This is a genomic window from Rhodanobacter caeni (assembly GCF_039523575.1).
Lineage (GTDB): Bacteria > Pseudomonadota > Gammaproteobacteria > Xanthomonadales > Rhodanobacteraceae > Rhodanobacter > Rhodanobacter caeni.
In genome coordinates this window covers 521,439-548,016 of record NZ_BAAAFO010000003.1, presented here as the reverse complement: position 1 = coordinate 548,016, position 26,578 = coordinate 521,439, and the positions used below count along the sequence as shown (strand labels likewise).

General features: G+C 66.8%; 28 protein-coding genes. 9 read left to right on the top strand and 19 right to left on the bottom strand.

The window, feature by feature from the left end:
• Positions 1-433 precede the first annotated feature (433 nt).
• The 3 genes from ABD017_RS11065 to ABD017_RS11055 form a co-directional block, all read right to left on the bottom strand.
• Positions 434-754, bottom strand: coding sequence for an H-NS histone family protein (locus ABD017_RS11065; protein ID WP_343882807.1), 321 nt, complete (start codon positions 752-754; stop codon positions 434-436).
• A gap of 244 nt (positions 755-998) precedes the next feature.
• Positions 999-2,696 carry a proline--tRNA ligase gene (locus ABD017_RS11060; protein ID WP_343882806.1) on the bottom strand — a complete coding sequence of 566 codons (1,698 nt, stop codon included), beginning with the start codon at positions 2,694-2,696 and terminating at the stop codon, positions 999-1,001.
• Between the two features lie 130 nt (positions 2,697-2,826).
• Positions 2,827-3,252, bottom strand: a complete 426-nt coding sequence (locus ABD017_RS11055; RefSeq protein WP_343882805.1) for a DUF4124 domain-containing protein — start codon at positions 3,250-3,252, stop codon at positions 2,827-2,829.
• Between the two features lie 101 nt (positions 3,253-3,353).
• On the opposite strand from ABD017_RS11055, the gene ABD017_RS11050 reads away from it, so the two are divergent.
• Genes ABD017_RS11050 through rimI form a run of 3 tightly spaced genes read left to right on the top strand, consistent with a single transcriptional unit; the run spans position 3,354 to position 5,108 of the window.
• Positions 3,354-4,136, top strand: coding sequence for a CDP-alcohol phosphatidyltransferase family protein (locus ABD017_RS11050; RefSeq protein ID WP_343882804.1), 783 nt, complete (start codon positions 3,354-3,356; stop codon positions 4,134-4,136).
• Between the two features lie 8 nt (positions 4,137-4,144).
• Positions 4,145-4,624 carry a hypothetical protein gene (locus ABD017_RS11045; protein WP_343882803.1) on the top strand — a complete coding sequence of 160 codons (480 nt, stop codon included), beginning with the start codon at positions 4,145-4,147 and terminating at the stop codon, positions 4,622-4,624.
• A 43-nt stretch (positions 4,625-4,667) separates the two neighbouring features.
• A complete protein-coding gene (rimI, locus tag ABD017_RS11040; RefSeq protein WP_343882802.1) occupies positions 4,668-5,108 on the top strand; it encodes a ribosomal protein S18-alanine N-acetyltransferase in 441 nt (146 codons plus the stop codon).
• Between the two features lie 139 nt (positions 5,109-5,247).
• Here rimI and ABD017_RS11035 read toward each other — a convergent pair whose 3' ends face one another.
• From ABD017_RS11035 to ABD017_RS11015, 5 genes are all read right to left on the bottom strand, one after another.
• On the bottom strand, positions 5,248-8,082 hold the full coding sequence (locus ABD017_RS11035; protein ID WP_343882801.1) for a valine--tRNA ligase: 2,835 nt from the start codon (positions 8,080-8,082) through the stop codon (positions 5,248-5,250).
• A gap of 140 nt (positions 8,083-8,222) precedes the next feature.
• Positions 8,223-9,293, bottom strand: coding sequence for a uroporphyrinogen decarboxylase (hemE, locus tag ABD017_RS11030; RefSeq protein ID WP_343882800.1), 1,071 nt, complete (start codon positions 9,291-9,293; stop codon positions 8,223-8,225).
• 1 nt (position 9,294) lies between these two features.
• Positions 9,295-9,555 (bottom strand): WGR domain-containing protein, encoded by a 261-nt coding sequence (locus ABD017_RS11025; RefSeq protein ID WP_343882799.1) that lies wholly within the window; start codon positions 9,553-9,555, stop codon positions 9,295-9,297.
• A gap of 59 nt (positions 9,556-9,614) precedes the next feature.
• Positions 9,615-10,709, bottom strand: a complete 1,095-nt coding sequence (aroB, locus tag ABD017_RS11020; protein WP_343882798.1) for a 3-dehydroquinate synthase — start codon at positions 10,707-10,709, stop codon at positions 9,615-9,617.
• Positions 10,706-11,260, bottom strand: coding sequence for a shikimate kinase (locus tag ABD017_RS11015; RefSeq protein WP_343882797.1), 555 nt, complete (start codon positions 11,258-11,260; stop codon positions 10,706-10,708). Before ABD017_RS11015 ends, aroB begins: the two co-directional genes overlap by 4 nt.
• A gap of 27 nt (positions 11,261-11,287) precedes the next feature.
• Between ABD017_RS11015 and ABD017_RS11010 the strand changes: the two genes are divergently transcribed.
• Positions 11,288-12,121 (top strand): NAD-dependent epimerase/dehydratase family protein, encoded by an 834-nt coding sequence (locus tag ABD017_RS11010; protein ID WP_343882796.1) that lies wholly within the window; start codon positions 11,288-11,290, stop codon positions 12,119-12,121.
• 33 nt (positions 12,122-12,154) lie between these two features.
• Here ABD017_RS11010 and ABD017_RS11005 read toward each other — a convergent pair whose 3' ends face one another.
• On the bottom strand, positions 12,155-12,985 hold the full coding sequence (locus ABD017_RS11005; protein ID WP_343882795.1) for a kinase: 831 nt from the start codon (positions 12,983-12,985) through the stop codon (positions 12,155-12,157).
• A 133-nt stretch (positions 12,986-13,118) separates the two neighbouring features.
• Between ABD017_RS11005 and pdxH the strand changes: the two genes are divergently transcribed.
• From pdxH to ABD017_RS10990, 3 genes are read left to right on the top strand one after another with little or no spacing between them, the layout of a single operon-like run.
• Positions 13,119-13,730, top strand: coding sequence for a pyridoxamine 5'-phosphate oxidase (gene pdxH, locus ABD017_RS11000; RefSeq protein WP_343883098.1), 612 nt, complete (start codon positions 13,119-13,121; stop codon positions 13,728-13,730).
• 13 nt (positions 13,731-13,743) lie between these two features.
• Positions 13,744-14,184 (top strand): secondary thiamine-phosphate synthase enzyme YjbQ, encoded by a 441-nt coding sequence (locus tag ABD017_RS10995; RefSeq protein WP_343882794.1) that lies wholly within the window; start codon positions 13,744-13,746, stop codon positions 14,182-14,184.
• Positions 14,185-14,230: 46 nt separating this feature from the next.
• The gene (locus ABD017_RS10990; protein ID WP_343882793.1) at positions 14,231-15,028 is read left to right on the top strand and encodes an ABC transporter substrate-binding protein; all 798 of its coding nucleotides are present in this window, start codon (positions 14,231-14,233) and stop codon (positions 15,026-15,028) included.
• Positions 15,029-15,059: 31 nt separating this feature from the next.
• Here ABD017_RS10990 and ABD017_RS10985 read toward each other — a convergent pair whose 3' ends face one another.
• A complete protein-coding gene (locus ABD017_RS10985; protein WP_343882792.1) occupies positions 15,060-15,635 on the bottom strand; it encodes a YggT family protein in 576 nt (191 codons plus the stop codon).
• Positions 15,632-16,453, bottom strand: coding sequence for a pyrroline-5-carboxylate reductase (gene proC, locus ABD017_RS10980; protein WP_343882791.1), 822 nt, complete (start codon positions 16,451-16,453; stop codon positions 15,632-15,634). The genes ABD017_RS10985 and proC overlap by 4 nt, the downstream gene beginning before the upstream one ends.
• 465 nt (positions 16,454-16,918) lie before the next feature.
• Between proC and ABD017_RS10975 the strand changes: the two genes are divergently transcribed.
• Both ABD017_RS10975 and ABD017_RS10970 read left to right on the top strand, forming a co-directional pair.
• Positions 16,919-17,956, top strand: coding sequence for a type IV pilus twitching motility protein PilT (locus ABD017_RS10975; RefSeq protein ID WP_056077357.1), 1,038 nt, complete (start codon positions 16,919-16,921; stop codon positions 17,954-17,956).
• 154 nt (positions 17,957-18,110) lie between these two features.
• Positions 18,111-19,283, top strand: coding sequence for a PilT/PilU family type 4a pilus ATPase (locus tag ABD017_RS10970; protein WP_343882790.1), 1,173 nt, complete (start codon positions 18,111-18,113; stop codon positions 19,281-19,283).
• A 90-nt stretch (positions 19,284-19,373) separates the two neighbouring features.
• Here ABD017_RS10970 and ABD017_RS10965 read toward each other — a convergent pair whose 3' ends face one another.
• The 8 genes from ABD017_RS10965 to gshB all read right to left on the bottom strand — a co-directional run bounded on the left by ABD017_RS10965 (position 19,374) and on the right by gshB (position 26,555).
• Positions 19,374-19,748 carry a BON domain-containing protein gene (locus ABD017_RS10965; protein WP_343882789.1) on the bottom strand — a complete coding sequence of 125 codons (375 nt, stop codon included), beginning with the start codon at positions 19,746-19,748 and terminating at the stop codon, positions 19,374-19,376.
• 182 nt (positions 19,749-19,930) lie between these two features.
• Positions 19,931-20,686, bottom strand: coding sequence for a Bax inhibitor-1/YccA family protein (locus ABD017_RS10960; RefSeq protein WP_343882788.1), 756 nt, complete (start codon positions 20,684-20,686; stop codon positions 19,931-19,933).
• Positions 20,687-20,787: 101 nt separating this feature from the next.
• On the bottom strand, positions 20,788-22,572 hold the full coding sequence (locus tag ABD017_RS10955) for a hypothetical protein (protein ID WP_343882787.1): 1,785 nt from the start codon (positions 22,570-22,572) through the stop codon (positions 20,788-20,790).
• A gap of 114 nt (positions 22,573-22,686) precedes the next feature.
• The gene (locus tag ABD017_RS10950) at positions 22,687-23,613 is read right to left on the bottom strand and encodes an aspartate carbamoyltransferase catalytic subunit (RefSeq protein ID WP_343882786.1); all 927 of its coding nucleotides are present in this window, start codon (positions 23,611-23,613) and stop codon (positions 22,687-22,689) included.
• Between the two features lie 27 nt (positions 23,614-23,640).
• Positions 23,641-24,087: a Holliday junction resolvase RuvX gene (ruvX, locus tag ABD017_RS10945; protein ID WP_343882785.1), complete on the bottom strand. Its 447-nt coding sequence runs from the start codon at positions 24,085-24,087 to the stop codon at positions 23,641-23,643.
• Positions 24,084-24,653, bottom strand: a complete 570-nt coding sequence (locus tag ABD017_RS10940) for a YqgE/AlgH family protein (RefSeq protein ID WP_343882784.1) — start codon at positions 24,651-24,653, stop codon at positions 24,084-24,086. The genes ruvX and ABD017_RS10940 overlap by 4 nt, the downstream gene beginning before the upstream one ends.
• Before the next feature lie 64 nt (positions 24,654-24,717).
• A complete protein-coding gene (locus ABD017_RS10935; RefSeq protein WP_343882783.1) occupies positions 24,718-25,581 on the bottom strand; it encodes an energy transducer TonB in 864 nt (287 codons plus the stop codon).
• Complete coding sequence (gene gshB / locus ABD017_RS10930; RefSeq protein ID WP_343882782.1) at positions 25,578-26,555, bottom strand: glutathione synthase; 978 nt, start codon at positions 26,553-26,555, stop codon at positions 25,578-25,580. The genes ABD017_RS10935 and gshB overlap by 4 nt, the downstream gene beginning before the upstream one ends.
• Positions 26,556-26,578: the final 23 nt, after the last annotated feature.

Below are 26,578 nucleotides of genomic sequence, written 5' to 3'. Positions count from 1 at the left end.
CCCATCACCTCAAAGAAACCGTAATACCTTCTCCCCGCGGGGAGAGGGGACACGCCGCGGGATAGCCCAACGAATCCATCCACGCCGCCGAAAAGCCCCGCCATCAACTTCCCCGCGAGCACCCGCCCCTCTCCTCAATGCTCTCCCCAAAGAAAGGTCTGAACAAGTCGTCATCCCAGCGAAAGCTGGGATCCAGTGCCTCGGCAACTGCTTGAAGGCACTGGATTCCAGCTTTCGCTGGAATGACGAGCAAGGACTTGATCAGAGCATCCCAAAGGGAGAGGAAGCTTTTTAGGCCGGCCCGCGTGCGCAACTTTGTATGCCGCACTCAAAGAAAAGCCCGCATGCGTCCGGGACGTCTGCGGGCCTGATGCTTTCAACCGATGCGCGGGCGTGAATCACCGCATGACGGTTGCAAAACGCGGGCGGTAGATCAGATCGCCAGATCCTTTTCCTTCTTGCCCGCCTTCAATGCGTCGTTGTACCAGCGCGGGCGCTTGCCGCGGCCGGACCAGGTTTGCGAGGGGTCGGCGGGATTGCGGTACTTCGGCGCCACCGGACCGGTGCGGCGGCTCTTGGTGCGGCCCTGGCCGAAAATGTCCTCGAAGCTGTAACCCTCGGCCTTGATCAGCGCGTGGATTTTCTCGCGCAGCTTGGCCACCTTTTCCTTGCGCAGCTCCGTCTGGCGCAGTTGTGCCTTGCTGATCAGTTCGTTGAGCTGGTTATGGTTGAGGTTTTTGATGTCGACGGCCATGGGGGACTCCGGGAGTGGTTATCGGTAATGTTGAATTGGCTGCAACGGAGTGGAACAGACGAAGTGCCACCCCACGATTCTCCACGAAAAGAAAATTGAATGCAAAGCAAGTGCCTCATTAGCAGGGCACACCGCTACGGCGATTAACTTTAATCACCCCGGTTTCACGTTGCCGGCGTTGCCCGGTAATGCATGGCCATCCGCGCAACGTTTCGCCTTGCTACTTAGATAACCGGAGCGCGGATCAGTCGAGCAAGGCGAATAGTTGTTCCTGGGTGATGGCGCGGCTTTCGGTATCGGTGCGGGCACGATATTCAAGAGTACCGGCACTGAGGCCGCGATCACTGATCACCACCCGGTGCGGAATGCCGATCAATTCCATGTCGGCAAACATGCCGCCGGGACGCAAGCCGCGGTCATCCAGAACGGTTTCGATGCCGCGTGCATTCAATGCCTCGTAAAGCGCTTGTGCCGCTTCGCTTACTGCCGGCAGATGTTTCGGATTGATCACGCACACGGCCACGCGCCATGGCGCCATCGCCTCGGGCCATACGATGCCGGCATCGTCGTGGCGCTGCTCGATGGCGGCCGCCACGATGCGGCTCACGCCGATGCCGTAGCAACCCATCGTCATCACCTGCGTCTTGCCCTGGTCATTCAGCACGACCGCGTCGAGCGCCTGGGCGTATTTGGTGCCGAGCTGGAAAACGTGGCCCACTTCAATGCCCCGCGCGATATGCAGGATGCCTTCGCCATCGGGCGAGCGGTCGCCTTCGACCACGTTGCGGATGTCGGCAATACGGGTGATGCGCGCATCGCGCTCCCAGTTGGCGCCCGTGTAATGGGTGCCGTCGGCATTGCCGCCGCAGACGAAATCGGCGAGTACGACAGCGTCGCGATCGACGATGACCGGGATCGAATCGGGCAGCCCCACTGGTCCGATGAAACCCGGGCGGGTGCCGACGGCGGCGAGAATTTCCTCTTCGTTCGCCAGTATCGATTCACCGCCCAGCTCATCGAGTTTCGCCGCCTTGACCTCGTTGAGCTGGTGATCGCCGCGCAGGCACAACGCGACCAGTCCGTCGCGTCCGCGCAGCAGCAGGGTTTTCACGCAGCGATCGGGCGAAACGCCAAGGAACGCGGCGACATCCTCGATGGTTTTCTGGGTGGGCGTGGCCACCTGCTGCAACGGTGCGGTGGCGGCCGGGCGTTCGCCGGTGGGCGCCAGCGCCTCGGCTTTCTCGATATTGGCCGCGTAATCGGAGCCGTCGGAAAACGCGATCGCGTCTTCACCCGAATCGGCCAGCACCTGGAATTCGTGGCTGGCGTTGCCGCCGATCGCGCCGGTATCGGCCTGCACGGCGCGGAAGCTCAATCCCAGGCGGGTGAAAATACGTGTGTAGGCCTGGTACATCGCCGCATAGGTGGCGGCCAGCGACTCCTGCGTGAGGTGGAAGGAATAAGCGTCCTTCATCAGGAATTCGCGCGCGCGCATTACGCCGAAGCGCGGGCGGATCTCGTCGCGGAACTTGGTCTGGATCTGGTAGAAGTTGACCGGCAGCTGCTTGTAGCTTTTCAGCTCGTTGCGGGCAAAGTCGGTAATGACTTCCTCATGTGTGGGGCCGTAGCAGAATTCCTGCTGCTTGCGGTCCTTGATTTTCAGCAGCTGGCCACCGAATTTTTCCCAGCGGCCGGTTTCTTCCCAAAGTTCACGCGGCTGCACCGACGGCATCAGCAGTTCGATCGCGCCGGCGCGGTTCATTTCCTCGCGCACCACGTTTTCGACCTTGCGCAGCACGCGCAAGCCCAGCGGCGACCAGGTGTACAGGCCGGAAGCCAGTCGCCGGATCATGCCGGCGCGAAGCATCAGCTTGTGGCTGGCGATTTCGGCGTCGGCAGGGATTTCCTTGACGGTGGCCAGGTGGAATTGGCTGAGGCGCATGCGAGTGGATCCGGCGTGGGGAAAGGCGCCGATTATAGCCGTCAGACCACACGGGAAGCGGCTATGCCACGTGAATAAGGGTTTTGCGCCGACGCGTTTGAAAGGCGTGCGAATGGGGAAAAAACGCCATTCATTCCGCCTGGCAATATTGCTGGTATTGCGCTTCGTCGGCGGCGATCTGCTGCCGGCGCTGGGTATCGTCGAGTGCGGTCGATTTGCCGTCCTGCTGCATCACCACCGGGCCGCTGCCCTTGAGCAGCTTCAGGTTTGCCTGCAGCGAATCGCACAGCGTCTTGCGGTTGGCGGGTGTGTCGGCAATGGGCTGGCTGGCTGGGGGCGCGGATTGCGTGCGCGCTGGCGCCGGCGCCTGCGTCTCGGCGTCCTGCGCCGGTGCCGCGGTGGACTGGACTGTCTTTATCCGTTTGAAATCGACGCCGGCCGCCGGCGCGGTCTGCGAGTAGTGCACGGTGCCTTGGCTGTCGGTCCATTTGTAGACCTGGGCCGTGGCCAGCGGCGTCAGCAGCATCAGCGCCACGGCGATCAATGAACGTTGCATGGAGGGCCCCTGGTGGATACGCAGCCTGTCCTTGTTATCACTCCGGCGATCGGGACTCAAGCGATGGTTTACACTTCGCGCATCCTGTCACGGTTTGATTCATGAGCGAGCCAATGCCAGTCCGCGCGCCGCGGCACCGGGGCATCTACCTGTTGCCCAACCTGTTCACCACCGGCGCCATGTTTGCCGGCTTCTACGCGATCATTGCCAGCATCAGCGGGTTCTATGCCGATGCGGCGGTGGCGGTTTTCTTTGCCGCCGTGCTCGATGGCATGGACGGCCGCGTGGCGAGGATGACCGGCACCCAGAGCGAATTCGGCGTGCAGTACGACTCGCTGTCGGACCTGGTCAGCTTCGGCCTGGCGCCGTCGCTGGTGCTGTACACGTGGTCCTTGTCCGCACTGAAGGATTTCGGCCCGCTGTGGGGCAAGCTGGGCTGGGCCGCGGCCTTCATCTACGTCGCCTGCGCCGCGTTGCGGCTGGCGCGGTTCAACACCCAGGTCAGCGTGATCGACAAGCGCTATTTCCAGGGGCTGGCCAGTCCGGCCGCGGCGGGGGTCTGCATGTCGTTCGTCTGGAGCATGGAGAAATTCGGGGTGCCGGGTACCGACGTGTGCTTCGTGGTGCCGTTCATTGCCGTGATTGCCGGTTTGTTGATGGTGAGCCGGTTTCGCTATTACAGCTTCAAGTCGCTGCCGACCGGCGATCGCCAGCGGGTGCCGTTCGGCTGGATGGTCGGCGCGGTGCTGTTGCTGGCGTTGCTGATCCTGGACACGCCGCGGGTACTGCTGGCGGGATTCACGGTTTATCTGTTGTCCGGCCCCGTGCTGACGTTGTGGGGCCTGGCCGAGCATCGGCGGCGGGGACGCCGCGGCGCCGGGTGAGCGCCGTCATGCGCCGCGCCGATGCGGCCCACCGCGCGCGGGTGTTGCGCGCGCTGGGCATGGTGCCGTGGGTGCGCCGCGCCGCGCCGGCAGCGCTCGCGCCCGGCATCGAGGCTGCACCGGCGCGGGGGGGCGATGCGCCCGGCGCCTGCGTGGTGGTCTTGCCCGATGGCTGCGCCACGCGCGAGCTCGATCTGCTGGGGCGTACGTTTGGCGCCTGTGGGGCCTGGCTGGCGCGTGCCGCGCGGCTCAGCGTGAACGCGTCCGGCGAACTCGCACAGGAGCCGCCGTCGGCACGCGCCTATCTGGTGTTCGGCGAAACCCAGGCCCACGCGCTGGGCCGCCGCCTGCCGGCCGAGGTGATGCAGCGCGCGCAGATCGTGCTGGTCGACGAGCCGTCGCAGGTGCTGTCGCACGCGGCCTCCAAGCGGCGCCTGTGGATCGCCTTGCGCACCTTGCGCCGCGCGCTGGCTGGCGCCACGGGCTGACCTCGTGGTCGCGCTCGCCCATCCCACGGCCCGGATGCGCACGATGACGGCGGACGATCTTGCCGCCGTTGGCGAGATCGAACTGGCGTCGTACGAATTCCCCTGGTCGCCCGGCGTCTTTGCCGATTGCCTCAAGGCAGGCTACCCGTGCTGGGTACTGGTGGTGGATGACGCCATCGCGGGCTACGGCATTCTTTCGATGGGCGCGGGCGAGGCGCATGTGCTGAATCTCTGCATCAGCCCGCGATGGCGCGGCCAGGGCCTGGGCCGTTACCTGTTGCGCCGGCTGCTGGACAGCGCGCGTTGGCACGGTGCCGCGCGCGTGTTTCTGGAAGTGCGGCCATCCAACACCGACGCCCGCGCGCTGTATGCGTCGACCGGCTTTCGCGAGATCGGTCGGCGACCGCGTTATTACCCGGCCCGCAACGGGCGCGAAGAGGCGATCGTGATGGCGCTCGATATCGGTGCCTCGATATCGCCGTAGGCGATATCGAGAAATAGGCAAAGGGATCGCCGTAGGCGATATCGAGAAATAGGCAAAGGGCATTTCTGCTCTTCCGGTTCGGTGCGAAGAGCCCCTCTCCCCCGGCCCCTCCCCCGCAAGCGGGGGAGGGGAGCAAGGCTCAGCCGCCCAGCTTCTGCGCCTGCTCACGCAGTGCGGCGAGCGTGGTGTTCCAATCGGTGATGCGCTGGCGTTCCTGGGCGACGACCTCGGCCGGCGCATTGGCCACGAAGTTGGCGTTGCCCAGCTTGCCTTCGCATTTCCTGATCTCGACCTCGATCCGGCCGATCTCCTTGGCCAGGCGCGCCTTCTCCGCTTCCAGGTCGATCAGCCCGGCCAGCGGAATCATCACGCGCAGCGCGCCGACCACGGCGGCGGCCGAGGCGGGCTCGTCGGCACCGGCGTCGATCCACTGCGGTGTTTCGGTGCGGGCGAGGAAGCTGATCTGCGCGGCGAACTTGGCCACCCGCGCATGGTCGCTGGCGTCGCCATCGGCGAACAGCAGCGGGATCGTCTTGCCCGGCGGGATGTTCATTTCCGAACGGATCTTGCGGATACCGGAAAGCACGTTCTTGAACCACTCGATCTCGCCCGTCGCCGCCTCGTCGGCCACGACGTCGTCGGCGTTCGGCCACGGCCGGAGGATCAGGCTTTCCTCGCTGAGGCCGAGCTTCGGCCCAACGTCCTTCCAGATCTCCTCGGTGATGAACGGGATCACCGGATGCAGCGCGCGCAGCACCGATTCCAGCACCACCAGCAAGGTGTGGCGGGTCGAGGCCGCGGCAGCAGCATCATCGCCATTCAATGCAGGCTTGGACAACTCCAGGAACCAGTCGCAGTACTCGTTCCACACGAACTCGTACAACGCCTGCGCCAGGTGGTCGAAGCGGTAGCTGACGAAATGCTGTTCAACCTCGGCAAGCGTCTGCTTCAGGCGAGTGAGAATCCACCGCTCCGCCTCGGTCACCGGTTTCTCCGGATTTCCAATCCCGAATCCCGAATCCCCGACGTTCATCAACACAAACCGCGCGGCATTCCACAACTTGTTGCAGAACGCCTTGTAGCCTTCAGCGCGCTTGATGTCGAAGTTGATGGTGCGGCTGTAGCTGGCCAGGGCGGCGAAGGTGAAGCGCAGCGCGTCGGTGCCGATCGCCGGGATGCCGGCGGGGTAATCCTTGCGGATGCGCTTCTCGACCTTGGCGCGCACCTGCGGGATCAGCAGCGACTTCGTGGATTTCTCCACCAGCGGCTCCAGCGCGATACCGTCGATCAGGTCCAGCGGGTCCAGCGTGTTGCCCTTGGACTTGGACATCTTCTGGCCTTCCGCATCACGCACGATGGCGTTGATGTAGACCTCGCGGAACGGGATCTTTCCGGTGAAATACTTGGTCGCCATCACCATCCGCGCGACCCAGAAGAAGATGATGTCGAAGCCGGTGACCAGCACCGCACTGGGCAGGAAGATCTTGTCCTGCGCCCAGTTCGCGACGATCTCGCCGCGCTCGTTCTTCACCGGGCCGTCGGCCGGCCAGCCGAGCGTGGAGAATGGCCACAGCGCGGAGGAGAACCAGGTGTCCAGCACGTCGTCGTCCTGGCGCAGCGCGCCCACCGGCGCGGTGTTGGCGCTGGCGCGCGCGTCGGCCTCGTCCTCGCCCACGAAGATGTTGCCGGCCTCGTCGTACCACGCCGGGATGCGGTGGCCCCACCACAGCTGGCGGCTGATGCACCAGTCCTGGATGTTGTCCAGCCACTGCGTGTACGTGTTGGCCCAGTTCTCCGGCACGAACCTGATCTGGCCCGAACGCACGGCATCGAGCGCCGGTTCGGTGATGGCCTTGCGGCCGCCCGGGCGGCCATCGGCCAGGGTCTCGGAGGTGAGATCGACGAACCACTGGTCGGTCAGCATCGGCTCGATCACCGCGTCCGAACGCTGGCTCACCGGCACCTGCAGCTTGTGCGCCTTGGTCTCGACCAGCAGGCCGGCGGCTTCGAGGTCGGCCAGCACGGCCTTGCGCGCGTCGTAGCGATCCAGCCCGTGGTACTTCTCCGGCGCGTTGTCGTTGATCCGGGCATCCAGCGTGAAAATGGTGATCGGCGCCAGCTTGTGACGCTGGCCGATCGCGTAGTCGTTGAAGTCGTGCGCGGGGGTGATCTTCACCGCGCCGGTGCCGAAATCCTTGTCCACGTATTCGTCGGCGATCACCGGGATCTGCCGCCCGGTCAGCGGCAGGTGCAGCATCTGGCCGATCAGGTGCGCGTAGCGCTCGTCCTCGGGATGCACTGCCACGGCGACGTCGCCGAGCATGGTTTCAGGCCGGGTGGTGGCGACCACCAGCGACGCGGCGCCGTCGACGGTCATGTAGCGGATCGACCACATGTGGCCATCGCGCTCGACGTTGTTCACTTCGAGGTCGGAAACGGCCGTGCCCAGCGCCGGGTCCCAGTTGACCAGCCGGTTGCCGCGATAGATCAGGCCGGCGCGATACCAGTCGATGAACACCTTGCGCACGGCGGCGGAGAGGCCCTCGTCCATGGTGAAGCGTTCGCGCGACCAGTCCGCGGCCGCGCCGATGCGGCGCATCTGGTTGGTGATGGTGGAGCCGGACTCCTCCTTCCACTTCCACACCCGCTCGACAAAGGCATCGCGTCCCAGGTCATGCCGGGTTTTTTCCTCCACGGCGAGCTGGTTCTCCACGATCTTCTGCGTGGCGATACCGGCGTGGTCGGTGCCGACCTGCCACAGCGTGTTGCGGCCACGCATGCGCTGGTAGCGCACCAGCATGTCCATCACCGTCTGCTGGAACGCGTGCCCCATGTGCAGCGTGCCGGTGACGTTCGGCGGCGGCAGCAGGATGCAATACGGCTCGCCCTCGCCCGAGGGTCGGAAGGCGCCGCTGGCTTCCCAGCGCGCATACCACGTCGACTCGATCTGGGCGGGCTCGAAACTCTTTTCCATGGGGACTCGCGATGACACGCCGCCGGGGCGCACAGGTGGTGTGAAAACCCCCATTGTACGGGCGCAGGTCCGGATGGCCCAAACGTGACCAAGCGCTTGAAGGGACGACGCGACAGGCGGTCGCGACCAGCGCGGCGGGTTCAGCGCGCGCGGAGCTCGCGGCCGTAGGCGTGTACTTCGTCCACCAGCACTTTCACGTGTTCCGGCTTCACCTCGGGGGTGATGCCGTGGCCCAGGTTGAAGACGTGGCCGGGGTGATTGCCGTAGCTGTCCATCACGGCGCGCGCCTCGCGGCGGATCACCTCGGGGCTGGCATGCATCACGGCCGGATCGAGGTTGCCCTGCAGCGCCACCTTGCCGGCCACGGCACGGCGGGCGTCGGCCAGGTCGATCGTCCAGTCGACGCCCAGCGCGGTGCAACCGCTGTCGGCCATTTCCGCCAGATGGGCACCGGCACCCTTGGAAAACAGCGTGACGGGCAGCTCGCGCGTGGCCGGGTCGCCCTTCAACGTGTCCACGATCCGCGTCATGTAGCGCAGCGAGAACTCGCGGAACGGGGCAGGGCCGAGCAGGCCGCCCCAGGTGTCGAAAATCATCAGCGCCTGCGCGCCGGCATGGGCCTGAGCGACGAGATAGGCGCTGACCGCGCGGGCCAGCGTGTCGAGCAATTGGTGCGCGAGCCGCGGTTCGTTCCAGCACATCGCCTTCAGCGTGGCGAAATCCCGCGAGCCACGGCCCTCGACCATGTAGCAGGCCAGCGTCCACGGGCTGCCGGAAAAGCCGATCAGCGGCACGCGACCGTGCAGTTCGCGCCGGATCAACCGTACCGCGTCCATCACGTAGCGCAGCTCGCCGTCCATGTCGGGCACGGCCAGTTTCGCGATGTCGGCGGCCGTGCGCACGGGCTGCGCGAACTGCGGGCCTTCGCCATGGGCAAACGACAGGCCCAGGCCCATCGCGTCGGGAATGGTGAGGATGTCGGAGAACAGGATCGCCGCGTCCAGCTCGAACCGTTCCAGCGGCTGCAGCGTCACCTCGCAGGCGAATTCCGGGTTTTGCGCCAGGCCCATGAAACTGCCGGCGCGCTCGCGGGTGGCGCGGTACTCGGGCAGGTAGCGGCCGGCCTGGCGCATCACCCAGATCGGCGTGGTGTCGGTGGCTTCGTGGCGCAGCGCGCGCAGGAAGCGATCGTTTTTCAACGCGTCGGTCATTTCAACGTCCGTAGGGGCCGTCCTGGCCTTGGCTGAACATCAGGCGGAAGCCGCGCTTGAGTTGGGCGTCGCGTGTTTTCTCGAACGCGGCGATGGCTTCGTCGCGTTCAAGGTATTGCTCGCGCTTGAGCGTGGCACGGCCACCTTGCGTGCCCGATTCGCGATACAACGTCCAGCCGCCAAGCAGGTCCTGCTCCAGCGTGATCTGGACGTAGCGTGGCGCGTCGGCGCTGCCGGGCACGGTTTGCAGGTAGAGGCGCATGGCGATCGGTGGAGCGAAGTGGATCGGCGGGACCCTACAGCTTATAGGACTCTGGCCTGTTACGGGGCGGTGGCGGCCTGCAGCACGCCCAGCACCTCGGCTTCATCCACGCCGCCCACGATTTCGGCCCTGCCGATGCCGCGCCACAGGATCAGGCGCAGCTGGCCGTTGGCGTTCTTCTTGTCCAGCCGCATCAGCTCCAGCAGCTGCTGCGGGTCCATGCCGGCGGGCACCGTGGTGGGAAGCGCCAGCCGTTGCAGCAGACGTTGCAGCCGGTCGCGATCGGCTGCGTCGCTCATGCCAAGGCGTTCGGACATCTTCGCGGCCAGCACCATGCCTACGGCCACGCCCTCGCCATGCAGCAGGGCGGTGTAATGGCCGGCCGTTTCCAGAGCGTGGCCAAAGGTGTGGCCCAGGTTGAGCAGGGCGCGCTCGCCCTGCTCGGTTTCGTCGCGTGCCACCACGCCGGCCTTGTAGCGCACCTTGCGCGCGATGGCCTCGATCAGCAGCGCCGTGTTGCGCGCCATCAGCGAATCGGCGTGCTCCTCCAGCCACTCGAAAAAGGCGGCATCGCCGATCGCGGCGCCCTTCACCACCTCGGCCAGGCCGGCGCTGTATTCGCGCTCGGGCAGGGTGGCCAGGGTGTCGATGTCGGCCACCACGGCGCGCGGCTGGTGGAAGGCGCCGACCAGGTTCTTGCCCGCGGGCAGGTTGACGCCGGTCTTGCCGCCCACCGAGGAATCCACCATCGCCAGCAGCGTGGTCGGCATCTGGATGAAGTCGATGCCGCGCATCCAGCACGCGGCGCTGAAGCCGGCCAGGTCGCCCACCACGCCGCCGCCCAGCGCGATCACGCAGGCGTCGCGGGTGGCGCCCAGGTCGGCCAGCGCCTGCAGCGCGTGCTCCACGTTGGAGAACGACTTGTGCGACTCGCCGTCCTCGAGCAGGAACGACGACCACGACAACCCCTCCAGCCCCCGCGCCACGCGCTCCAGGTAGAGCGGCGCGACGGTGGTGTTGCTGATCACCAGCGCGTGGCGGCCGCGCAGCATGGCACGCCAACGGTCGCGATCGGCCAGCAGGTCGTGGCCGATCCAGATCGGGTAGCGGCGCGCGCCGAGGGCAACGTCAATCGTGGTGATGGAATCATTCATGCGGTTTGTGATGGCCTGATGGGTTGGCGTTGCCAGTGGTGGTCGATCAGATCGATGCAGCGCTCCGCCGCCGTGGCGATGGTGCTGCCGCCGCCCGAGACGGTGAGGTCGGCGATGCGGCGATACAGCGGCTCGCGGGTTTCCGCCATCGACTGCAGCCGCGCGCGGCGGTCGGTACCGGCCAGCAGCGGTCGATGCGTGTCGCGCTCCAGCCGCTCAAGCTGCTGCTCGATGCTGGCCTGCAACCACACCACGAAGCCGCGCGCGGCCAGCTTTTCGGCGTTTGCGCCATCCAGCACCGCGCCGGCGCCGGTGGCCAGCAGTACGCCGGCGCGGGCGCTGCAGGCATCCAGCAGCAGGCTCTCGCGCTGGCGGAAACCGGCCTCGCCCTCGATCTCGAAGATGGTGGGAATGTCCACGCCGGTCTGCCGTTCGATCTCCTGGTCCAGGTCGACGAACGAGAGGCCATAATGGGCGGCCAGCCGTCGCCCGACGGAGCTCTTGCCCGCGCCGGTGGGGCCGATGAGAAAGAGGTTGGGCGACGGATTCATCCGCGAACTTTAGCAGCAGAACTTAATATGGCCGAACGCGTTTTACTGGCCGGGTGCGGCGATCTGGGCCTGCGCGTGGCACGCCGGCTGCGGGATCGTGGCGACCTTGTGTGGGCGTTGCGTCGCACGCCATGCGCCGACGAAGCGCTCGATATCCATTGGCTTCGCGCCGACCTGCACCAGCCTGAAACCTTGCGCGAGATGCCGCCAGGGCTCACCCGGCTGGTCTATCTGCCCACGCCCGACCGCCGCGACGAGGCGGCGTACCGCGCCATCTTCCTCGACGGCTTGCGCCATCTGTTGTCGGTGCTGGATCGGCAAGCGCTGCGGCGGGTGGTGTTCGTCTCGTCGAGCGCCGTTTACGGCGCCCAACGCGAAGGCTGGGTCGACGAAGACACCCCACCGGTGCCGAAAGGCTTCAATGGCACGGTGTTGCTGGAAGCCGAGCGCTGGCTGGCGGCGCAGCCGGTGTCCTCCGTCGTATTGCGCCTGGCCGGCCTGTACGGCCCGGGGCGGTTGCAGTTGTTGGACCGCCTGCGTGCCGGTGTGGCCACGGTGCCGCGCGATCCGCCGCATTGGGCCAATCGCATCCACGTGGATGACGCCGCGGCCGCGATCGTGCACCTGCTTGGCCTGCCTGATCCGCAGGAGGTGTATATCGGCGCCGACGACACGCCGCTGCCGCTGGATGTGCTGTACGACGACCTGGCAGCCCGGATCGGTGCGCCGCGGCCGGCCGCGGGGCCGGCGCCTGGCGGCGTGGGCAGCAAGCGCCTGAGCAATGCGCGCCTGCGGCAAAGCGGTTTCAATCTGCGCTGGCCCGACGCGCGGGAGGGTTATGCGGCGCTGCTGGGCGGCTGAAGGTCGACGCGATTGCCGTGGCGCGCCATGGCGTCAGTCGTGGCTTAGCCCAGTGACGTGGCGGTCGTCGTCGTACTCCACGCAACTGTCGGCCAGCGCGGGCAGCGTGGCCAGGGCGTGGCGGCTCAGTCGTTCGAAATGCGACAGGAAGCGGTCCATCGCCTCGGCGTCCATCGCCAGCGGTGCGTGGCGGGCCAGCAATTCCTGCTCCTGCTGGCCGCGCCAGCGGCGCACGATGTCCCAGTTTGGCGCCTGCAACACGATCAGCGCGTCGAACTTGCGCCACAGCGGCTGGTAGCTGCGCAATTGCTTGTTCACCCAGCGCCGCCAGCTGCCGTCGGCGTCCTCGCGGCGTTCCAGGTCGTTGATCGGCGCCACCAGCGCCGATTGCGCCTGCGGCCGGATGCCCAGCGCCCAGCCTTCCACGATCACCAGCTTCGGCGCGTGCTTGATGCGTGGCCAGCGCGAGGGCGAAAAGCGGGTGTCGCGACCCTTGTCGAAGCGCGGGTGGGTCACCGGCAGCTTGTCCGACGCATGCGGCAGCGCGGCCAGCACCGACATCAGCAGTTCGATCTCGTGGGTGCCCGGCACGCCGCGGGTGCGCAACAGCGGATGCACCTGCTGGGCCAGCGCCTCGCGCTCGCTGCGGGCGTAGTAGAAGTCGTCCAGCGACAGCACTTCGGTGGCCCAGCCACGCGCCTGGGCCTGCGCCTTCATCACCCGCGCCAGCGTGCTCTTGCCGCTGCCTTGCAGGCCGGAAAGCCCCAGTACGTACGGCCGCCGCGACCGGGCGATGCGGCCGGCGTAGTGATCGAGCAGATGGCCGGCCAGCGCCTCGTTCTGGGTGTCCGCGTGGGGCTTCATTCGCGCCCGGCCATGGCGTGCGAACGTGTCGCGCAACGGGCAGGCGCTACCCTCCGTGCGGCGCGGGGTGGCGGAGGGATTGAGCTAATATGCGTGGTGTCCATCTCCCCCATGATGGCGCGCGCGAGCCACGATTCAAGGAAAAGTTTTCAAAGCCATGCTGAATTCCGAGATGTTGCACACTTTCCAGCAGTTGCTGGAGGAGGCACGGGCCAGCGGCGACCCCGAGCCCACCGCGATGAACCTGGCCACGGTGGACGCTTCCGGCCGCGTCGCTTCGCGCATCGTGCTGCTCAAGGGCGTGGACGAGCGCGGGTTCCGCTTCTTCACCAATTACGAAAGCGACAAGGGCTCCCAGCTGGACGTGCATCCGCAGGTGGCGTTGTGCCTGCACTGGAAGCAGATCCGCCACGGTGTGCAGGTGCGGGTGGAAGGGCATGCCCGCAAATTGCAGGAGGACGAATCCGACGCCTATTTCGCCACGCGGCCGCGCGGCAGCCAGATCGGCGCCTGGGCATCGCTGCAATCGCAGACCTTGCCCGATCGGCAGACCTTCGAGCAGCGCGTGGCGCGCTACGAGCAGGAATTCGCGGGGCGTGACGTCAGCCGGCCGGCGCACTGGGGCGGCTTCGTGGTCGAGCCCGACACGCTGGAGTTCTGGTACGGCGCCCAGTTCCGCCTGCACGAGCGCGTGCGCTGGAACCGCCACGGCCAGACCTGGACCCACCGCCTGCTGTATCCATGAATCGGTGCGTGCCATGAACGATGCCGGAGCCAACCGGCCGGTCGACCAGAACGGCTTCACCGTGGCCACGCGCGGCCGCGGTTTTTTCGAGATCACCCGCCAGGTGGCCGACCTGGTGGCCGCCAGCGCGGTGCAGACGGGCATCGCCCACGTGTTCACGGCGCACACCAGTTGCTCGTTGTTGATCAGCGAAAACGCCGACCCCACCGTGCGCGGCGACCTGGAGCGCTGGATGGCGCGGGTGGTGCCCGATGGCGATCCGATGTTCCGGCACGACGCGGAAGGCCCGGACGACATGCCCGCCCATATCCGTTCGGTCCTTTGTGGCGTCAGCCTGACCGTGCCGGTCGCGGGCGGTCGCCTGCGCCTGGGCACCTGGCAGGGCATTTACCTGTGGGAGCATCGGACCCACCCGCATCAGCGCAAGGTCACGGTGACGGTGCTGGGATGTTGAACGGCCGGCCCATGCTGCCGGATGGCATGCCCGTCTGATGCCGCGCATGCCCGACGCCTACCCGCAACGCATCGTCTGTCTCACCGAGGAGCCCACCGAAGTGCTTTACGCGCTGGACGAGGCGCACCGCATCGTGGGCATCTCCGGTTTCACCGTGCGGCCGCCGCGGGCGAGGCGGGAAAAGCCGAAGGTATCGGCCTTCACCAGCGCGAAGATCGGCGAGATCCTGAAGCTGGAGCCGGATCTGGCGATCGGCTTTTCCGACATCCAGGCCGATATCGCGCGCGAGCTGATCAAGGCCGGCGTCGAGGTGTGGATCAGCAACCACCGCAGCGTGGACGGCATCCTCGCCTATATCCGGCGGCTGGGCGCGATGGTGGGCGCCGCCGCAAAGGCCGAGGCGTATGCGCAGGAAGCGGCGCGGCACATGGCCGACATCCAGCGCGCCGTGGCCCGGTTGCCGCGACGGCCGAAGGTGTATTTCGAGGAGTGGGACGAGCCGATCATCACCGGCATCCGCTGGGTCGCCGAGCTCATCGGCATCGCCGGCGGCGACGACTGCTTTCCCGAACTGGCGCGCGAGCCGCTGGCGAAGCAGCGCATTCTGCCCAACGGCGACGAAGTGGTGCGGCGTGCGCCGGACATCATTCTGGGCTCGTGGTGCGGCAAGCGGTTTCGGCCGGAGAAGGTCGCGGCACGGCCGGGCTGGGACACCATTCCCGCGGTGCAGAGCGGCGACCTGTACGAGATCAAGTCGCCGATCATCCTGCAGCCCGGCCCGGCCGCGCTGTTCGATGGGCTGGACCAGATCCATCGCATCATCGCCGGGTGGGCGCGGCGCTGAGCCGGCTTCCAGCAGCGGCTGCAGGAAAGGCTCAGCCGGCCAGGGCCAACCTTGTGCCAAGATCCATCAACGGCGCGGCGATCAGCATGCGCGCCAGCAGCAAGGCGATCATCACCGCCATCGGCGAGAAGTCGATCATGCCCACGACCATCCTGCCGCGCAGCGGCCGCATCAGCGGCGCCACGATGGCGTCCAGCAGGCGCAGGACGGGATGGCGCTGGTCTACCGCGAACATGCTCAGCAACGACCACGCGAAAACCAGGATCAGGTAGAACATCAAGGCGAAATCGAGCAGCTCGGCCAGCGACAGCACCAGCAGGCCGACCAGCCCCGGCATGACCCCCATCACCGCAAACAACACCCAGCGTTTCAGTGCCATCGCCAGCCACGCCAGCAACAGGCCGGCCAGGTTGATCCGGCGCCAGTTGGGAATCACCCGGCGTACCGGTGCCAGCACCGGGTTGGTGTAGCGATAGACGAACTGGCTCAGCGGATTGTGGAAATCCGCGCGGCAGGCTTCGGCCAGCACCCGCAGCAGCAGCAGGGTGACGGCCGCGTTGAAGGCCAGTTCGATCAGCAGGCCGAGGGCGTTCAGCAGGTAGCTCACGAGGGCTCATCCAGGCTGGCGGCAAGTTCGGCGCCGCGCTGCCTGGCCGCGCCCATGGCGCGCGCCACGATGGCGGGCAGGCCATCGGCGGCAAAGCTTTCCAGCGCGGCCTGGGTGGTGCCGTTGGGCGACGTGACGCGCTGGCGCAGGCTGCCTGCATCCTCGCTGCCTTCCGTCAGCATGCGACCGGCGCCCAGGCAGGTCTGCGCGGCCAGCGCGCGGGCGGCGTCGCGCGGCAGGCCCTGCGCCACGGCGGCGGCTTCCATGGCCTCGACCAAGGCAAAGAAATACGCGGGACCGGAGCCGGACAATGCCGTGACCGTATCCATCAGGGCTTCGTCGTCGATCCAGCGGGTGAGCCCGGCGCTGTCCAGAACCTCCTGCGCCTTCGCCTTCTGGGCCGCGCTCACCGCGCCGTTGGCGCACAACCCGGTGGCGCCGGCGCCGATCAGGGCGGGCGTGTTGGGCATGCAGCGCACGATCGGCAAGGCGCCAAACCAGCGTTCGAGCTGGTCGATGCGCACGCCGGCGGCGATCGAGATGAGCAGCGGCGCGGTGTCCTGCAGGATGCCGCGCAGTCCGACCTGGATGGCCGGCATCACCTGCGGCTTGACCGCCAGCACCACCACCTCGGCGCCGGCCGCGGCGGCGGCATTGTCGGCATGGCAAGTCACGCCCAGGTCACGCGTCAGCGCCTCGCGGGCAGTGGCCATGGGCTCGGCGACGTGGATATCGCCCGGCGCCGTGCCGTGCTTCAGCAATCCGCCGATCAGGCTGCGCGCCATGTTGCCGCCGCCAATGAAAGCAATCTGTGTCATGAAAATCCTCGCTGAGGGCCTTGCCGGGACACCTGTGGCAGGCTTCAGGCAACGCCGGTTTTGCTTTTTGTCGATAACCGACCCCGGCGGTCGTCGCGCCTAACGGCGATATCGGTACACCTAGTCCAAACGCATGAAGTCGCGGCTGCGCGGTTTGCGCGCCGGGTTGCCTAGCCTAACCGAGCCGGCCGCGGCGGGGAAAATTGCCGGCGTGGCGATGCGGTCGACCGGCACCTCCGCGCGACCTGCAAACTGCGTCGAAGGTTTGCGATGTCCACCCGGAAAACAGTGGTCGCGCAGCGGCTTGCGCGAGTAGTATCGAAGCCGCCGCAAGGGGAAGGGCTTACCGGGTTTCGGATCGCGCCGGCGTTCGCGCTGGCGCGGCTTGCTCCGGTCAATCCACCGTCCTGTTCCATGCGGCATCAATCCATGCATCCAGACGATCGGTTTTGAGGGGAGCGATAGATGGACATTGCCGAACTGCTTGCGTTCTCGGTGAAAAACAAGGCTTCGGATTTGCACCTTTCCGCCGGCCTGCCGCCGATGATCCGCGTCGACGGCGATGTGCGCCGCATCAACATCCCGGCGCTGGAACACAAGGAAGTGCATTCGCTGATCTACGACATCATGTCGGACAAGCAGCGGCGCGATTACGAGGAGTTCTACGAGACCGACTTCTCGTTCGAGATTCCCGGCCTGGCGCGTTTCCGCGTCAACGCATTCACCCAGAACCGCGGCGCCGGCGCGGTGTTCCGTACCATTCCCTCCGAGGTGCTGACGCTGGAAGACCTGGGTTGCCCGCGCATCTTCAAGGAACTGATCGAGCAGCCGCAGGGCCTGATCCTGGTGACCGGGCCCACCGGCTCGGGCAAGTCCACCACGCTGGCGGCGATGGTCGACCACATCAACAAGACCGAATACGGCCACATGCTGACGGTCGAGGACCCGATCGAGTTCGTGCATACCTCGCAGAAGTGCCTGGTCAACCAGCGCGAGGTGCATCGCGACACGCACGGCTTCAACGAGGCGCTGCGCTCGGCGCTGCGCGAGGACCCGGACTACATCCTGGTGGGCGAGTTGCGCGACCTGGAAACCATCCGGCTGGCGCTGACGGCGGCGGAAACCGGCCACCTGGTGTTCGCCACGGTGCATACCAGCTCGGCAGCCAAGACCATCGACCGCATCATCGATGTGTTCCCCGCCGGCGAAAAACCGATGGTGCGCTCGATGCTGTCCGAATCGCTGCGCGCGGTGATCTCGCAGTCGCTGCTGAAGAAAGTGGGCGGTGGCCGCATCGCGGCGCACGAGATCATGGTCGGCATCCCCGCCATCCGCAACCTTATCCGCGAGGACAAGGTGGCGCAGATGTACTCCTCGATCCAGACCGGCCAGCAGTTCGGCATGCAGACCCTCGACCAGTGCCTGCTCGACCTGGTCAAGCGCGGCGTGGTCTCGCGCCAGCAGGCGCAGGGGTATGCGAAGAACAAGGATAGTTTCAAGTGAGGCCGGGAATCGGGAGTCGGGAATGGGGAATCGTTGAAAGGCGCAACGCCATGCGCGCTCGTGGCTTGATCGTTCCTTCTTCCCCATGCCCATTCGCGGCCAATGCCGGTTTTCCGATTCCCCATTCCCGATTCGCGATTCCCGGGGTACAGCCATGAGCGATTTCGATTTCACCTCGTTCCTGAAACTGATGGTGCACAAGAAGGCGTCGGATCTTTTCATCACGGCCGGGGTGGCGCCGTCGATGAAGGTGCAGGGGCGCATCGTGCCGATCACGCAGAGTCCGCTGTCGGTGCAGCAGGCGCGCGACATGGTGCTGAACGTGATGACGCCGGGACAGCGCGAGGAGTTCGAGAAAACCCACGAGTGCCAGTTCGCGATTTCTGCGCAGGGCGTGGGGCGTTTCCGCGTGTCGTGCTTCTACCAGCGCAACTGCGTCGGCATGGTGCTGCGCCGGATCGAGTCGAAGATCCCCACCACCGAGGAGTTGAACCTGCCGCCGGTGATCAAGCAGCTGGCGATGACCAAGCGCGGCATCATCATCTTCGTGGGCGCCACCGGCTCGGGCAAATCGACCTCGCTGGCGTCGATGATCGGCTACCGCAACGCCAACTCGACCGGCCACATCATCACCATCGAGGACCCTATCGAATACGTGCACAAGCACGAGGGCTGCATCATCACCCAGCGCGAGGTCGGCATCGATACCGACAGCTGGGAGAACGCCCTGAAGAACACGCTGCGCCAGGCGCCGGACGTGATCATGATCGGCGAGATCCGCACGCGCGAGGGCATGGACCACGCGATCGCGTTTGCCGAGACCGGCCATCTGGTGCTGTGCACGCTGCATGCGAACAACGCCAACCAGGCGATGGACCGCATCCTGCACTTTTTCCCGGAGGACCGCCGCCAGCAACTGCTGATGGATCTTTCGCTGAACCTGAAGGGCATCGTGGCGCAGATGCTGATCCCCACCCCCGACGGCAAATCGCGGCGGGTGGCGGTGGAAGTGCTGCTGGGGACGCCGCTGGTGCAGGACTACATCCGCCAGGGCGACATCCACAAGCTGAAGGAAGTGATGAAGGAATCCACCCTGCTGGGCATGAAGACCTTCGACCAGAGCCTGATCGAGCTGTACCAGACCGGGGAGATCTCCTACGAGGATGCCCTGCGCCACGCCGACAGCGCCAACGAGGTGCGCCTGCGCATCAAGCTGGCGCAAGGGGGCGATGCACACACCCTGGCGCAGGGCCTGGATGGCGTGGCGCTGGAAGAGGACCGCGGCCCCAACAACCTCGGCGCCGGCAGCAATCTGCTGAATCGCTGAGCTCGGTCGGCCGCTCGTCGCGAAAAAAAGGGAGCCCGCGAGGGCTCCCTTTTTGCCGCGTCCTGCGGCAGCGTCATGACCGATCCAGGATCAATGCTCGGCCGACGCGTTCACCGTCAGGGCGCTGGCGTCCACGCCCTTGACGCCCTTCACCGACTTGGCGACGCGGACCGCATCGGCCTTCTCCTGGGCCGAACCGACGTTACCGCTGAGGGTAACCATGCCGTCGACGGTGGTGACCGACACGTCGGTCGCCTTCACGGCCTTGCTGGTGCCGAACTCGGATTTCACCTTGGTGGTGATCCAGGCATCGGCGGCCTTGTCCGGCACCGTCTGGTTGCTGCGCTGCATGGAGCCGTCGGCGCTGGCATCCTGCGCCGCGACCTGGCTGAGCGGAATCAGCGCAAACGCGGCGGTCAGGCCGGCGGCCAACACGGTACGGCGGATCATGGACTGGTTACGCATGGGCTCTCTCCTGTTGTGGGGGGAATCTGTCGCTGTGGACAGGCGGTCGCCCATGTCCGGAGCGACCGTGGTGCACATGGCAACAGCAGACCCGTGAACCTGGCGTGGCGACGGCGACTGCGGTTCAGTCGCCGATCACCGACGCGAAGAGAGCGTCATGCAAATGTTTGCGGAGCGTAGGCTCAGTTGCGCGATTGCAGCTTGGACAGCAGGCGCAGCAACTCCAGGTACAACCACACCAGGGTCACCACCAGCGCGAAGGCTCCGTACCATTCCATGTACTTGGGCGCGCCCGACCTCGCCCCTGTCTCGATCAGGTCGAAATCCAGCACCAGATTCAGCGCGGCGATGATCACCACCAGCACGCTGAAGCCGATCCCCAGGCCGCTGTTGCCGCTGATGAAGCCCATCGAGTGGCCAAAAAAGCCCATCACGAAATTGGCCAGGTAGAGAAGAAGCACGCCGCCGGTGGCCGCGACCACGCCCAGCTTGAACTTTTCGGTGGCGCGGATCAGGCCGCTGCGGTACGCCAGCAGCAGCGCCGCCATGGTGCCGAAGGTGAGGCCGACGGCCTGCATCACGATCCCCGGAAACCGCAGTTCGAAAATCGCCGACAGCGCGCCGATGAAGACGCCTTCCACCAGCGCGTAAAGCGGCGCGGTGACCGGCGACCAGGTCTTCTTGAAGGCGGTGACCAGGGCCAGGACCAATCCACCGATCGCGCCGCCGAGGATCAGCGGATAAAGCGCCGCAGCGCTCTGCGGGCCACTGAACTGGCTCCAGCTGTACATCGCCCCGACCAGCACCAGGATCAGCAGCAGGCCGGTCTTGTTGACCGTGCCGTTGATCGTCATGGTGCTGTCGTCGTGGGCAACCAGCGCGCCGCTGGCTGCGTCCAGGAAGGTGTTCTTGTTGATGGCCGGATTGCCGCTTTGCATGATGGGCTCCTGTGAAGTAGTGCCCATCTTAGAGCCTGCGGCGCGGAAGTCGACCGGCGGCCGCGCCGGCGCCAGAGGCGGCGCCGGGCGGCGGGAGAGGGTTATTTCAGCGCGGTCTGGCTGGTGATCACCATGCCGTCGTCGTCCACGTGCATTTCCGCATCGATGGTGTCGACGCGCTCGGCCTGGGCCTTCATCAGCGCGAACTGGGCCTTGGAACGGGCCGCGTTGGCGGCCGCTTCCGTGGCGGCATCATCGTTGTCGCCACCCAGTGCGTCGTCGCCGCGGCTGAGGGTCGCCGTGGCGGCGGCCAGGCTGTCGGCCTTGTCTTCCATCAGCTGCAGCCAACTCAGGTACATGGTGCCGTTCAGGTGCATCCGCATCATCCGCCCGGCGTCGCCCACCGGCGCGCTCAGGGTTTCGGTGAGCTTGGCATCCTCGCCGGGGCCGATGCCGAGGGCCAGGGCATGCTGGCCCATCGCCAGCCACGCCGGCTGCCCGATCATTTTTGCCAGATCCTGCGGCAGCGACACCGGCTTGCCGTCCGCGGCGACCCTCAGGCGCGCCAGCGAGGGCACCATCATCTGACCGGTGGCCAGCAGGCCGGCGGGGTTGGAGGTGGCCAGCACGATGCGTCCGCTGAAGCCCGGCAGCGCGGTGTTCTTCGCGTCCACCAGCGTATCCAGCGCCACGCGCAGGCCCAGCATGTCGCCGAACGGCGGAATGGCTGCCTGCTGCATGGCCGCGCCGAGCTTGGCGAACTCGTCGTTGAGATCGGTCAGCTTGGGGCAGGTAAAGGGCTTGGCCGCCACCGCATCGGCCTGCGCGGACCAGAACGTGCGCAGCGTCGCGACCGGCAGCGCGATGTTGAGGTCGAACGGCGAGGTACCGGTGGCGCCCAGGCCGGGCAGATCCACCTTGAGCTTGGCGAAGGCCTCGCTGATGTCCGCCGCCAGGGCGATGTCGAAGCGGGCGTCCTGATGCTTGGCATCGAGCCGCGTGTAACCGAAGCTCAGCGCCGGCACGCGGGCGGCGATACGCGCCGCGTCGGTGGCGCAGCTTGGCGGCGTCTGCAGTTGGTTGGCCACCGGCTCGCCGGTCTTGGCCGACTCGGCCTGGGCGCGCGCTTTCTCGATCGCGCCCAGGAGCGGATCGTTGCCACTGGCCAGCAACGGCAGCGCCCGGGTCAGGTCCAGCTGGCCGACCAGCCAGTCCTGGTAACCCTTGGCCTTGGCCAGCGCCTTCAGTCGGCCGTCGTCCTGCAGGCTCTTTTGCGGCCGATCCAGCCCCAGCGCCTGGCGCAGCAGTGCCGGTGTCGCGCTGGCCGGCAGCAGCGCAATGACGGCCTGCTTGCCGACGACGGCCAGGATCACCTCGGTGCCCGAGGCGGCGGAAACATGCCGACGGTAGGCCTGCTTGCCTTCCTGCGCGCTGTCGAACTTCTTGCCGTAGGCCGTTTCGAGCCGGGCGATGAACGCATCGAACATGGCCGGGTCGCTGAGGTCGAACCGCAGCACCGGCGCCAGGCCCAAGCCGTAGAAGGCGGCGCGACCCTTGACGTCGATGCCGGCATGCGCCGCGAACCCCTCGACCGTCTTGCCCTTCAACTCGGCGCCGAACGCCCGCAGCAGGCGCGCGGTATCCGCGTCCCTGGCGGCCAGGTCGTCGGCCATGGCATCGAGCTGCGCCAGTTGCGCCGGCAACTGCGCATCGGCCTGGGCCAGCAGCGCCGTGCGGGTGTCATCGTCCAGCGTCGCCAGGTTGGCCATCGCATACGGCGTGTCGGCCGGTACGAAAGCCAGCGGCGCGTTCTTGTCCTTGTGCGAGCAGGCAACCAGCATGAGGCCGGCCAGGCCCAGCGCGATGAAGCGCATCGTCGAGCGCATGATGAAACCCCTGAAGGATAGGTGGAAAGCGCGGCTATTATGCCTGTTTCCACCGCTGCCGCATCGCAGCACCGCGCCCGCCCAAAAGGCCGCGTCCCCCGCCGGCGGAAGGCTTCAGCGGGCCAGGACCTCGCACAACACCGCCATGCGCACGAACACCCCGTTGCCCACTTGTTCGAGGATGCGCGACTGCGCGCCATCGGCGACTTCGGAGGCGATTTCGATACCCCGGTTGAGTGGGCCCGGATGCATCACCAGGCAACCCGTGGCGGCCCGCGCCAGGCGCCGCGCGTCCAGCCCGTAGCGGTTGAAGTAGGCTGCCTCGTCGGGCAGGTCGGCGCTGGTCATGCGCTCTTTTTGCAGGCGCAGCATGATCGCGACGTCGGCGCCTTCGATCGCGCTGTCGAAATCGTTGTGGTAGCGGCACTGGGGGAATTCGTCAGCCGGCGGCATCAGGGCGGCCGGGCCGCACAGGCGGATTTCCTTCACGCCCAGCGTGCCCAATGCATGGACGTCCGAGCGGGCCACGCGCGAATGCTTGATGTCGCCGCAGATCACCACCGTCAGGTTCTCGAAATCGGGCCGGTGCTGGCGGATCGTGAGCACGTCGAGCAGGCCCTGCGTGGGGTGCGCGCGATTGCCGTCGCCGGCGTTGACCACCGACACGCCGCTCATCGCGTGGCGCACCAGCGCGTCGGGCGTGCCCGCTTCCTTGTGCCGCACGATGATCGCATCCAGGTGCATGGCTTCCAGCGTGTGCAGCGTGTCGTACAGCTCCTCGCCCTTGCTGGTGGAGGAAAAGCCGAGATCGAAATTGATGACATCCGCGCCCAGCCGGCGGGCGGCCAGTTCGAACGAGGTGCGGGTGCGGGTGGAGGGCTCGAAGAACAGGTTGAGCACGGTGCGCCCGGCCAGCACGTCCAGCTTTCGGGTGCCGTGCGCGCAGGCGTCGCGCAGGGCTTCGGCCCGGCCGAGCAGGCGCTCGATGCTGATGCGGGGCAGGTGTTCCAGGGTGGTGAGGTGGCGCAGGCGAGGGCTCATGGAATCGGGTCGACCAGGTGGGCGGGATCAGCGCGGTTCGTCGGTTGACGGAACCGGCGGTTCGAGGAGCCAGTGCTCCAGAATGACGGCGGCCGCCTCGGCGTCGATAGCCTCGGCGTCGCGGCGGCGCTTCAGGCCGGCGGAGCGGGCGTGCGCGAAACGGCGCGCGGCCTCCTGCGAACTGTGCCTTTCGTCGACGAGGACCACAGGGACGCCGTAGCGCTCGCGCAATTGCGCGGCGAACCGGCGCGCGCCGCGGCTGGCCGGCTGCTCGGCGCCATCAAGCGTAAGTGGCAGGCCGACCACGAAGGTGTCCGGCAGCCAGCTCTTGTGCAGGGCATCGATGACGTTCCACTCGATGTTGCCGTCGCGCACCTGCGCGGTGGCCAGTGCGCGGGCGCTGGTGGTGATGGTGTTGCCGACGGCGACGCCGATGATGCGGCTGCCGACGTCGAAGCCCAGCGCGCAACTCATGCGTGGCCTGCGTAGGTGGACAGCTGGCGCGGGTCCACGCCAACCAGGGCGGCGGCAGCGGTCCAGCGGTCTTCCAGTGGCGTCTCGAACAATATGTGGCTGCTGGCCTGGGCGGTGAGCCAGGCGTTGTCCATCAGTTCCTGTTCCAGTTGCCCCGCTTCCCAGCCGGCATAGCCCAGCGCCATCACCGCCTGCCGCGGCCCTTCGCCGGCGGCAATCGCCACCAGGATGTCGCGCGAGGTGGTGATCGACCATTCGGTGTTGACGCGGTAGCTGGATTCCCAGTTGCCGCTCTCGCGATGCAGTACGAAACCGCGCTCCTGCTGCACAGGGCCGCCGATCAACACCGGGGAGTCGGCCAGTTCGATGTCGGCGCAGTCGAGCTTCATCTGCGCCAGCACGTCGCCGAGGCGGAATTCGGACAGGCGGTTCACCAGCAGGCCCACCGCGCCGTTCTCGTCGTGCTGGCACAACAGGGCCACGCCGCGCGAGAAAGGCGGATCGGCCAGGCTTGGCATGGCGATCAGGAAATGCCCGGTGAGAATGTCGGCGGCAGGCGTACTCATGTGCCCATTGTAAGCCCGGTGCGCCGAACAGCGTGCGAACGGGAGGTGACTTTCCGGGTCGACCCTATCGATTGCGCCACACGTCGCCCGGCAGGAATTGCCAGGTGCGCGTGATGTACAGCTCGTCCACGGCCGCATCCCTGGGCAGCGGCGGAAAGGGAGCGGCCAGCCGCACGATGCGCTCGGCCGAGGCGTCCAGCAGCGGATGCCCCGAACTCTTGATCACCTCGATCGTCTTGATGCTGCCGTCGCGGCGCAGGCCGACGGTGAGCACCAGGTCGCCGTACAGCTTGCGCTGGCGCGCCTGCTCCGGGTAGTTGAGGTTGCCCACGCGCTGCACACGGTCCGACCATCCGCGCATGTAGCTGGCATAGACGTATTCGCGGGTGCTGGCGGAGATGAACTTCTTCTTCGGCCGCTTGGCCAGCGCCTCGGTCTGCTCGCGCAGTTCGGCGGCCAGCTGCGCCATGGTCTGCTGGCGTTGCAGGTCGGTGGCGGTCGCTGCCTGCGGCTGCGGGACGACCCGGGCCTGCGCCGAATCGCTGGTCACCGCGAACGCGCCGTTGCCGGTGGTGGTGACCATGTGCGTGGGCGTGGCCTCGCGTGGAGACGGCGTGGCCGCCTCCGTTGCCCTGTCCGCCGTGCCGGGATCGGGCTTGGGCAGCGCGCCGGAGTGCATTTGCGAAGGTCGCGCGGCCCGATCGCTCTGGCCGCCACCGCTGTTGTTGGCTTGGGCCAGGAAGTCCGCGTGATCGGGCGCCTGCTGGTTCGCCACGTTGACCAGGGTCACGTCCAGCGTGGGCAAAGCGGGCGTGGGCCTGGCGAAATGGAACGTGATGCCCAGCAGCAACACGCCGTGCAGCAGCAGCGAGAACAGCAGCGTCGCGCCGATCGCGTCGGGAGCCTCATTGACGGTGACGGCATTCACGCGGCGTGCGTTCCGGCAACGCGTTGCTCGATGACGTCGAACAACTGGCCGGCGATGTTGAGACCGAACTGGCGATCCAGCTCCCGCACGCAGGTGGGCGAGGTCACGTTGATCTCGGTGAGGTAATCGCCGATCACGTCCAGGCCGACAAACAGCAGCCCGCGCCGGCGAAGCTCCGGCGCCACCTGCGCCGCGATCCAGCGATCGCGTTCGGACAGCGGCACGCCTTCGCCGCGCCCGCCGGCGGCAAGGTTGCCGCGGAACTCGTTGCCCTGCGGGATGCGCGCCAACGCGTACGGCACCGGTTCGCCATCGACCAGCAGGATGCGCTTGTCGCCGGCAGTGATTTCGGGGATGTATTTCTGCGCGATGGTGAGATGCCTGCCGGCGCCGTGGGCATCGCCGCCGAGCAGGGTCTCCAGCATCGAGTTGAGGTTGCTGTCGCCGGCCCTGACCCGAAAGATGCCCCGGCCGCCCATGCCGTCCAGCGGCTTCAGCACCACTTCGCCATGTTCGGCGGCAAAGCGGCGCAGCTCGTCGGCGTCGCGCGCCACCAGGGTCGGCACGATGCACTGGGGAAAATTCATCGCGAACAGTTTTTCGTTGCAGTCACGCAATGCCTGCGGCTCGTTGACCACGGTGACGCCGGCGCGGCGCGCAACCTCCAGCACCAGGGTGTCGTTGATGAACTGGGCGTCCACCGGCGGGTCCTTGCGCATCAGCACGACGTCGATCCCGCGCAGGTCGCGCCACTGCGGCTCGCCCAGCGTGTACCAGTCGCGCGGATCGTCGCGCACCTGCAGCGCGGCCAGCCGCGCCCAGGGCACGCCGTCGCGCAAGGCCAGGCTGGCCTGTTCGAAGTAGAACAGCGCGTGCCCGCGGCGCTGCGCCTCGAGCAGCATCGCGAAGCTGGTGTCCTTGGCGACCTTGATGGTGCTGATGGGATCCATCAGCACGGCGACCGATAACGTCATCTTGTTTTTCTCCGTGGCAATGG

Bases quoted from the DNA above. Each gene is read 5' to 3' on its own strand.
- ABD017_RS11065 (WP_343882807.1), bottom strand. From the start codon at position 754: ATGGCCGTCGACATCAAAAACCTCAACCATAACCAGCTCAACGAACTG.
- ABD017_RS11060 (WP_343882806.1), bottom strand. From the start codon at position 2,696: ATGCGCCTCAGCCAATTCCACCTGGCCACCGTCAAGGAAATCCCTGCC.
- ABD017_RS11055 (WP_343882805.1), bottom strand. From the start codon at position 3,252: ATGCAACGTTCATTGATCGCCGTGGCGCTGATGCTGCTGACGCCGCTG.
- ABD017_RS11050 (WP_343882804.1), top strand. From the start codon at position 3,354: ATGAGCGAGCCAATGCCAGTCCGCGCGCCGCGGCACCGGGGCATCTAC.
- ABD017_RS11045 (WP_343882803.1), top strand. From the start codon at position 4,145: ATGCGCCGCGCCGATGCGGCCCACCGCGCGCGGGTGTTGCGCGCGCTG.
- rimI (WP_343882802.1), top strand. From the start codon at position 4,668: ATGACGGCGGACGATCTTGCCGCCGTTGGCGAGATCGAACTGGCGTCG.
- ABD017_RS11035 (WP_343882801.1), bottom strand. From the start codon at position 8,082: ATGGAAAAGAGTTTCGAGCCCGCCCAGATCGAGTCGACGTGGTATGCG.
- hemE (WP_343882800.1), bottom strand. From the start codon at position 9,293: ATGACCGACGCGTTGAAAAACGATCGCTTCCTGCGCGCGCTGCGCCAC.
- ABD017_RS11025 (WP_343882799.1), bottom strand. From the start codon at position 9,555: ATGCGCCTCTACCTGCAAACCGTGCCCGGCAGCGCCGACGCGCCACGC.
- aroB (WP_343882798.1), bottom strand. From the start codon at position 10,709: ATGAATGATTCCATCACCACGATTGACGTTGCCCTCGGCGCGCGCCGC.
- ABD017_RS11015 (WP_343882797.1), bottom strand. From the start codon at position 11,260: ATGAATCCGTCGCCCAACCTCTTTCTCATCGGCCCCACCGGCGCGGGC.
- ABD017_RS11010 (WP_343882796.1), top strand. From the start codon at position 11,288: ATGGCCGAACGCGTTTTACTGGCCGGGTGCGGCGATCTGGGCCTGCGC.
- ABD017_RS11005 (WP_343882795.1), bottom strand. From the start codon at position 12,985: ATGAAGCCCCACGCGGACACCCAGAACGAGGCGCTGGCCGGCCATCTG.
- ABD017_RS10995 (WP_343882794.1), top strand. From the start codon at position 13,744: ATGAACGATGCCGGAGCCAACCGGCCGGTCGACCAGAACGGCTTCACC.
- ABD017_RS10990 (WP_343882793.1), top strand. From the start codon at position 14,231: ATGCCCGACGCCTACCCGCAACGCATCGTCTGTCTCACCGAGGAGCCC.
- proC (WP_343882791.1), bottom strand. From the start codon at position 16,453: ATGACACAGATTGCTTTCATTGGCGGCGGCAACATGGCGCGCAGCCTG.
- ABD017_RS10975 (WP_056077357.1), top strand. From the start codon at position 16,919: ATGGACATTGCCGAACTGCTTGCGTTCTCGGTGAAAAACAAGGCTTCG.
- ABD017_RS10970 (WP_343882790.1), top strand. From the start codon at position 18,111: ATGAGCGATTTCGATTTCACCTCGTTCCTGAAACTGATGGTGCACAAG.
- ABD017_RS10965 (WP_343882789.1), bottom strand. From the start codon at position 19,748: ATGCGTAACCAGTCCATGATCCGCCGTACCGTGTTGGCCGCCGGCCTG.
- ABD017_RS10960 (WP_343882788.1), bottom strand. From the start codon at position 20,686: ATGCAAAGCGGCAATCCGGCCATCAACAAGAACACCTTCCTGGACGCA.
- ABD017_RS10955 (WP_343882787.1), bottom strand. From the start codon at position 22,572: ATGCGCTCGACGATGCGCTTCATCGCGCTGGGCCTGGCCGGCCTCATG.
- ABD017_RS10950 (WP_343882786.1), bottom strand. From the start codon at position 23,613: ATGAGCCCTCGCCTGCGCCACCTCACCACCCTGGAACACCTGCCCCGC.
- ruvX (WP_343882785.1), bottom strand. From the start codon at position 24,087: ATGAGTTGCGCGCTGGGCTTCGACGTCGGCAGCCGCATCATCGGCGTC.
- ABD017_RS10940 (WP_343882784.1), bottom strand. From the start codon at position 24,653: ATGAGTACGCCTGCCGCCGACATTCTCACCGGGCATTTCCTGATCGCC.
- gshB (WP_343882782.1), bottom strand. From the start codon at position 26,555: ATGACGTTATCGGTCGCCGTGCTGATGGATCCCATCAGCACCATCAAG.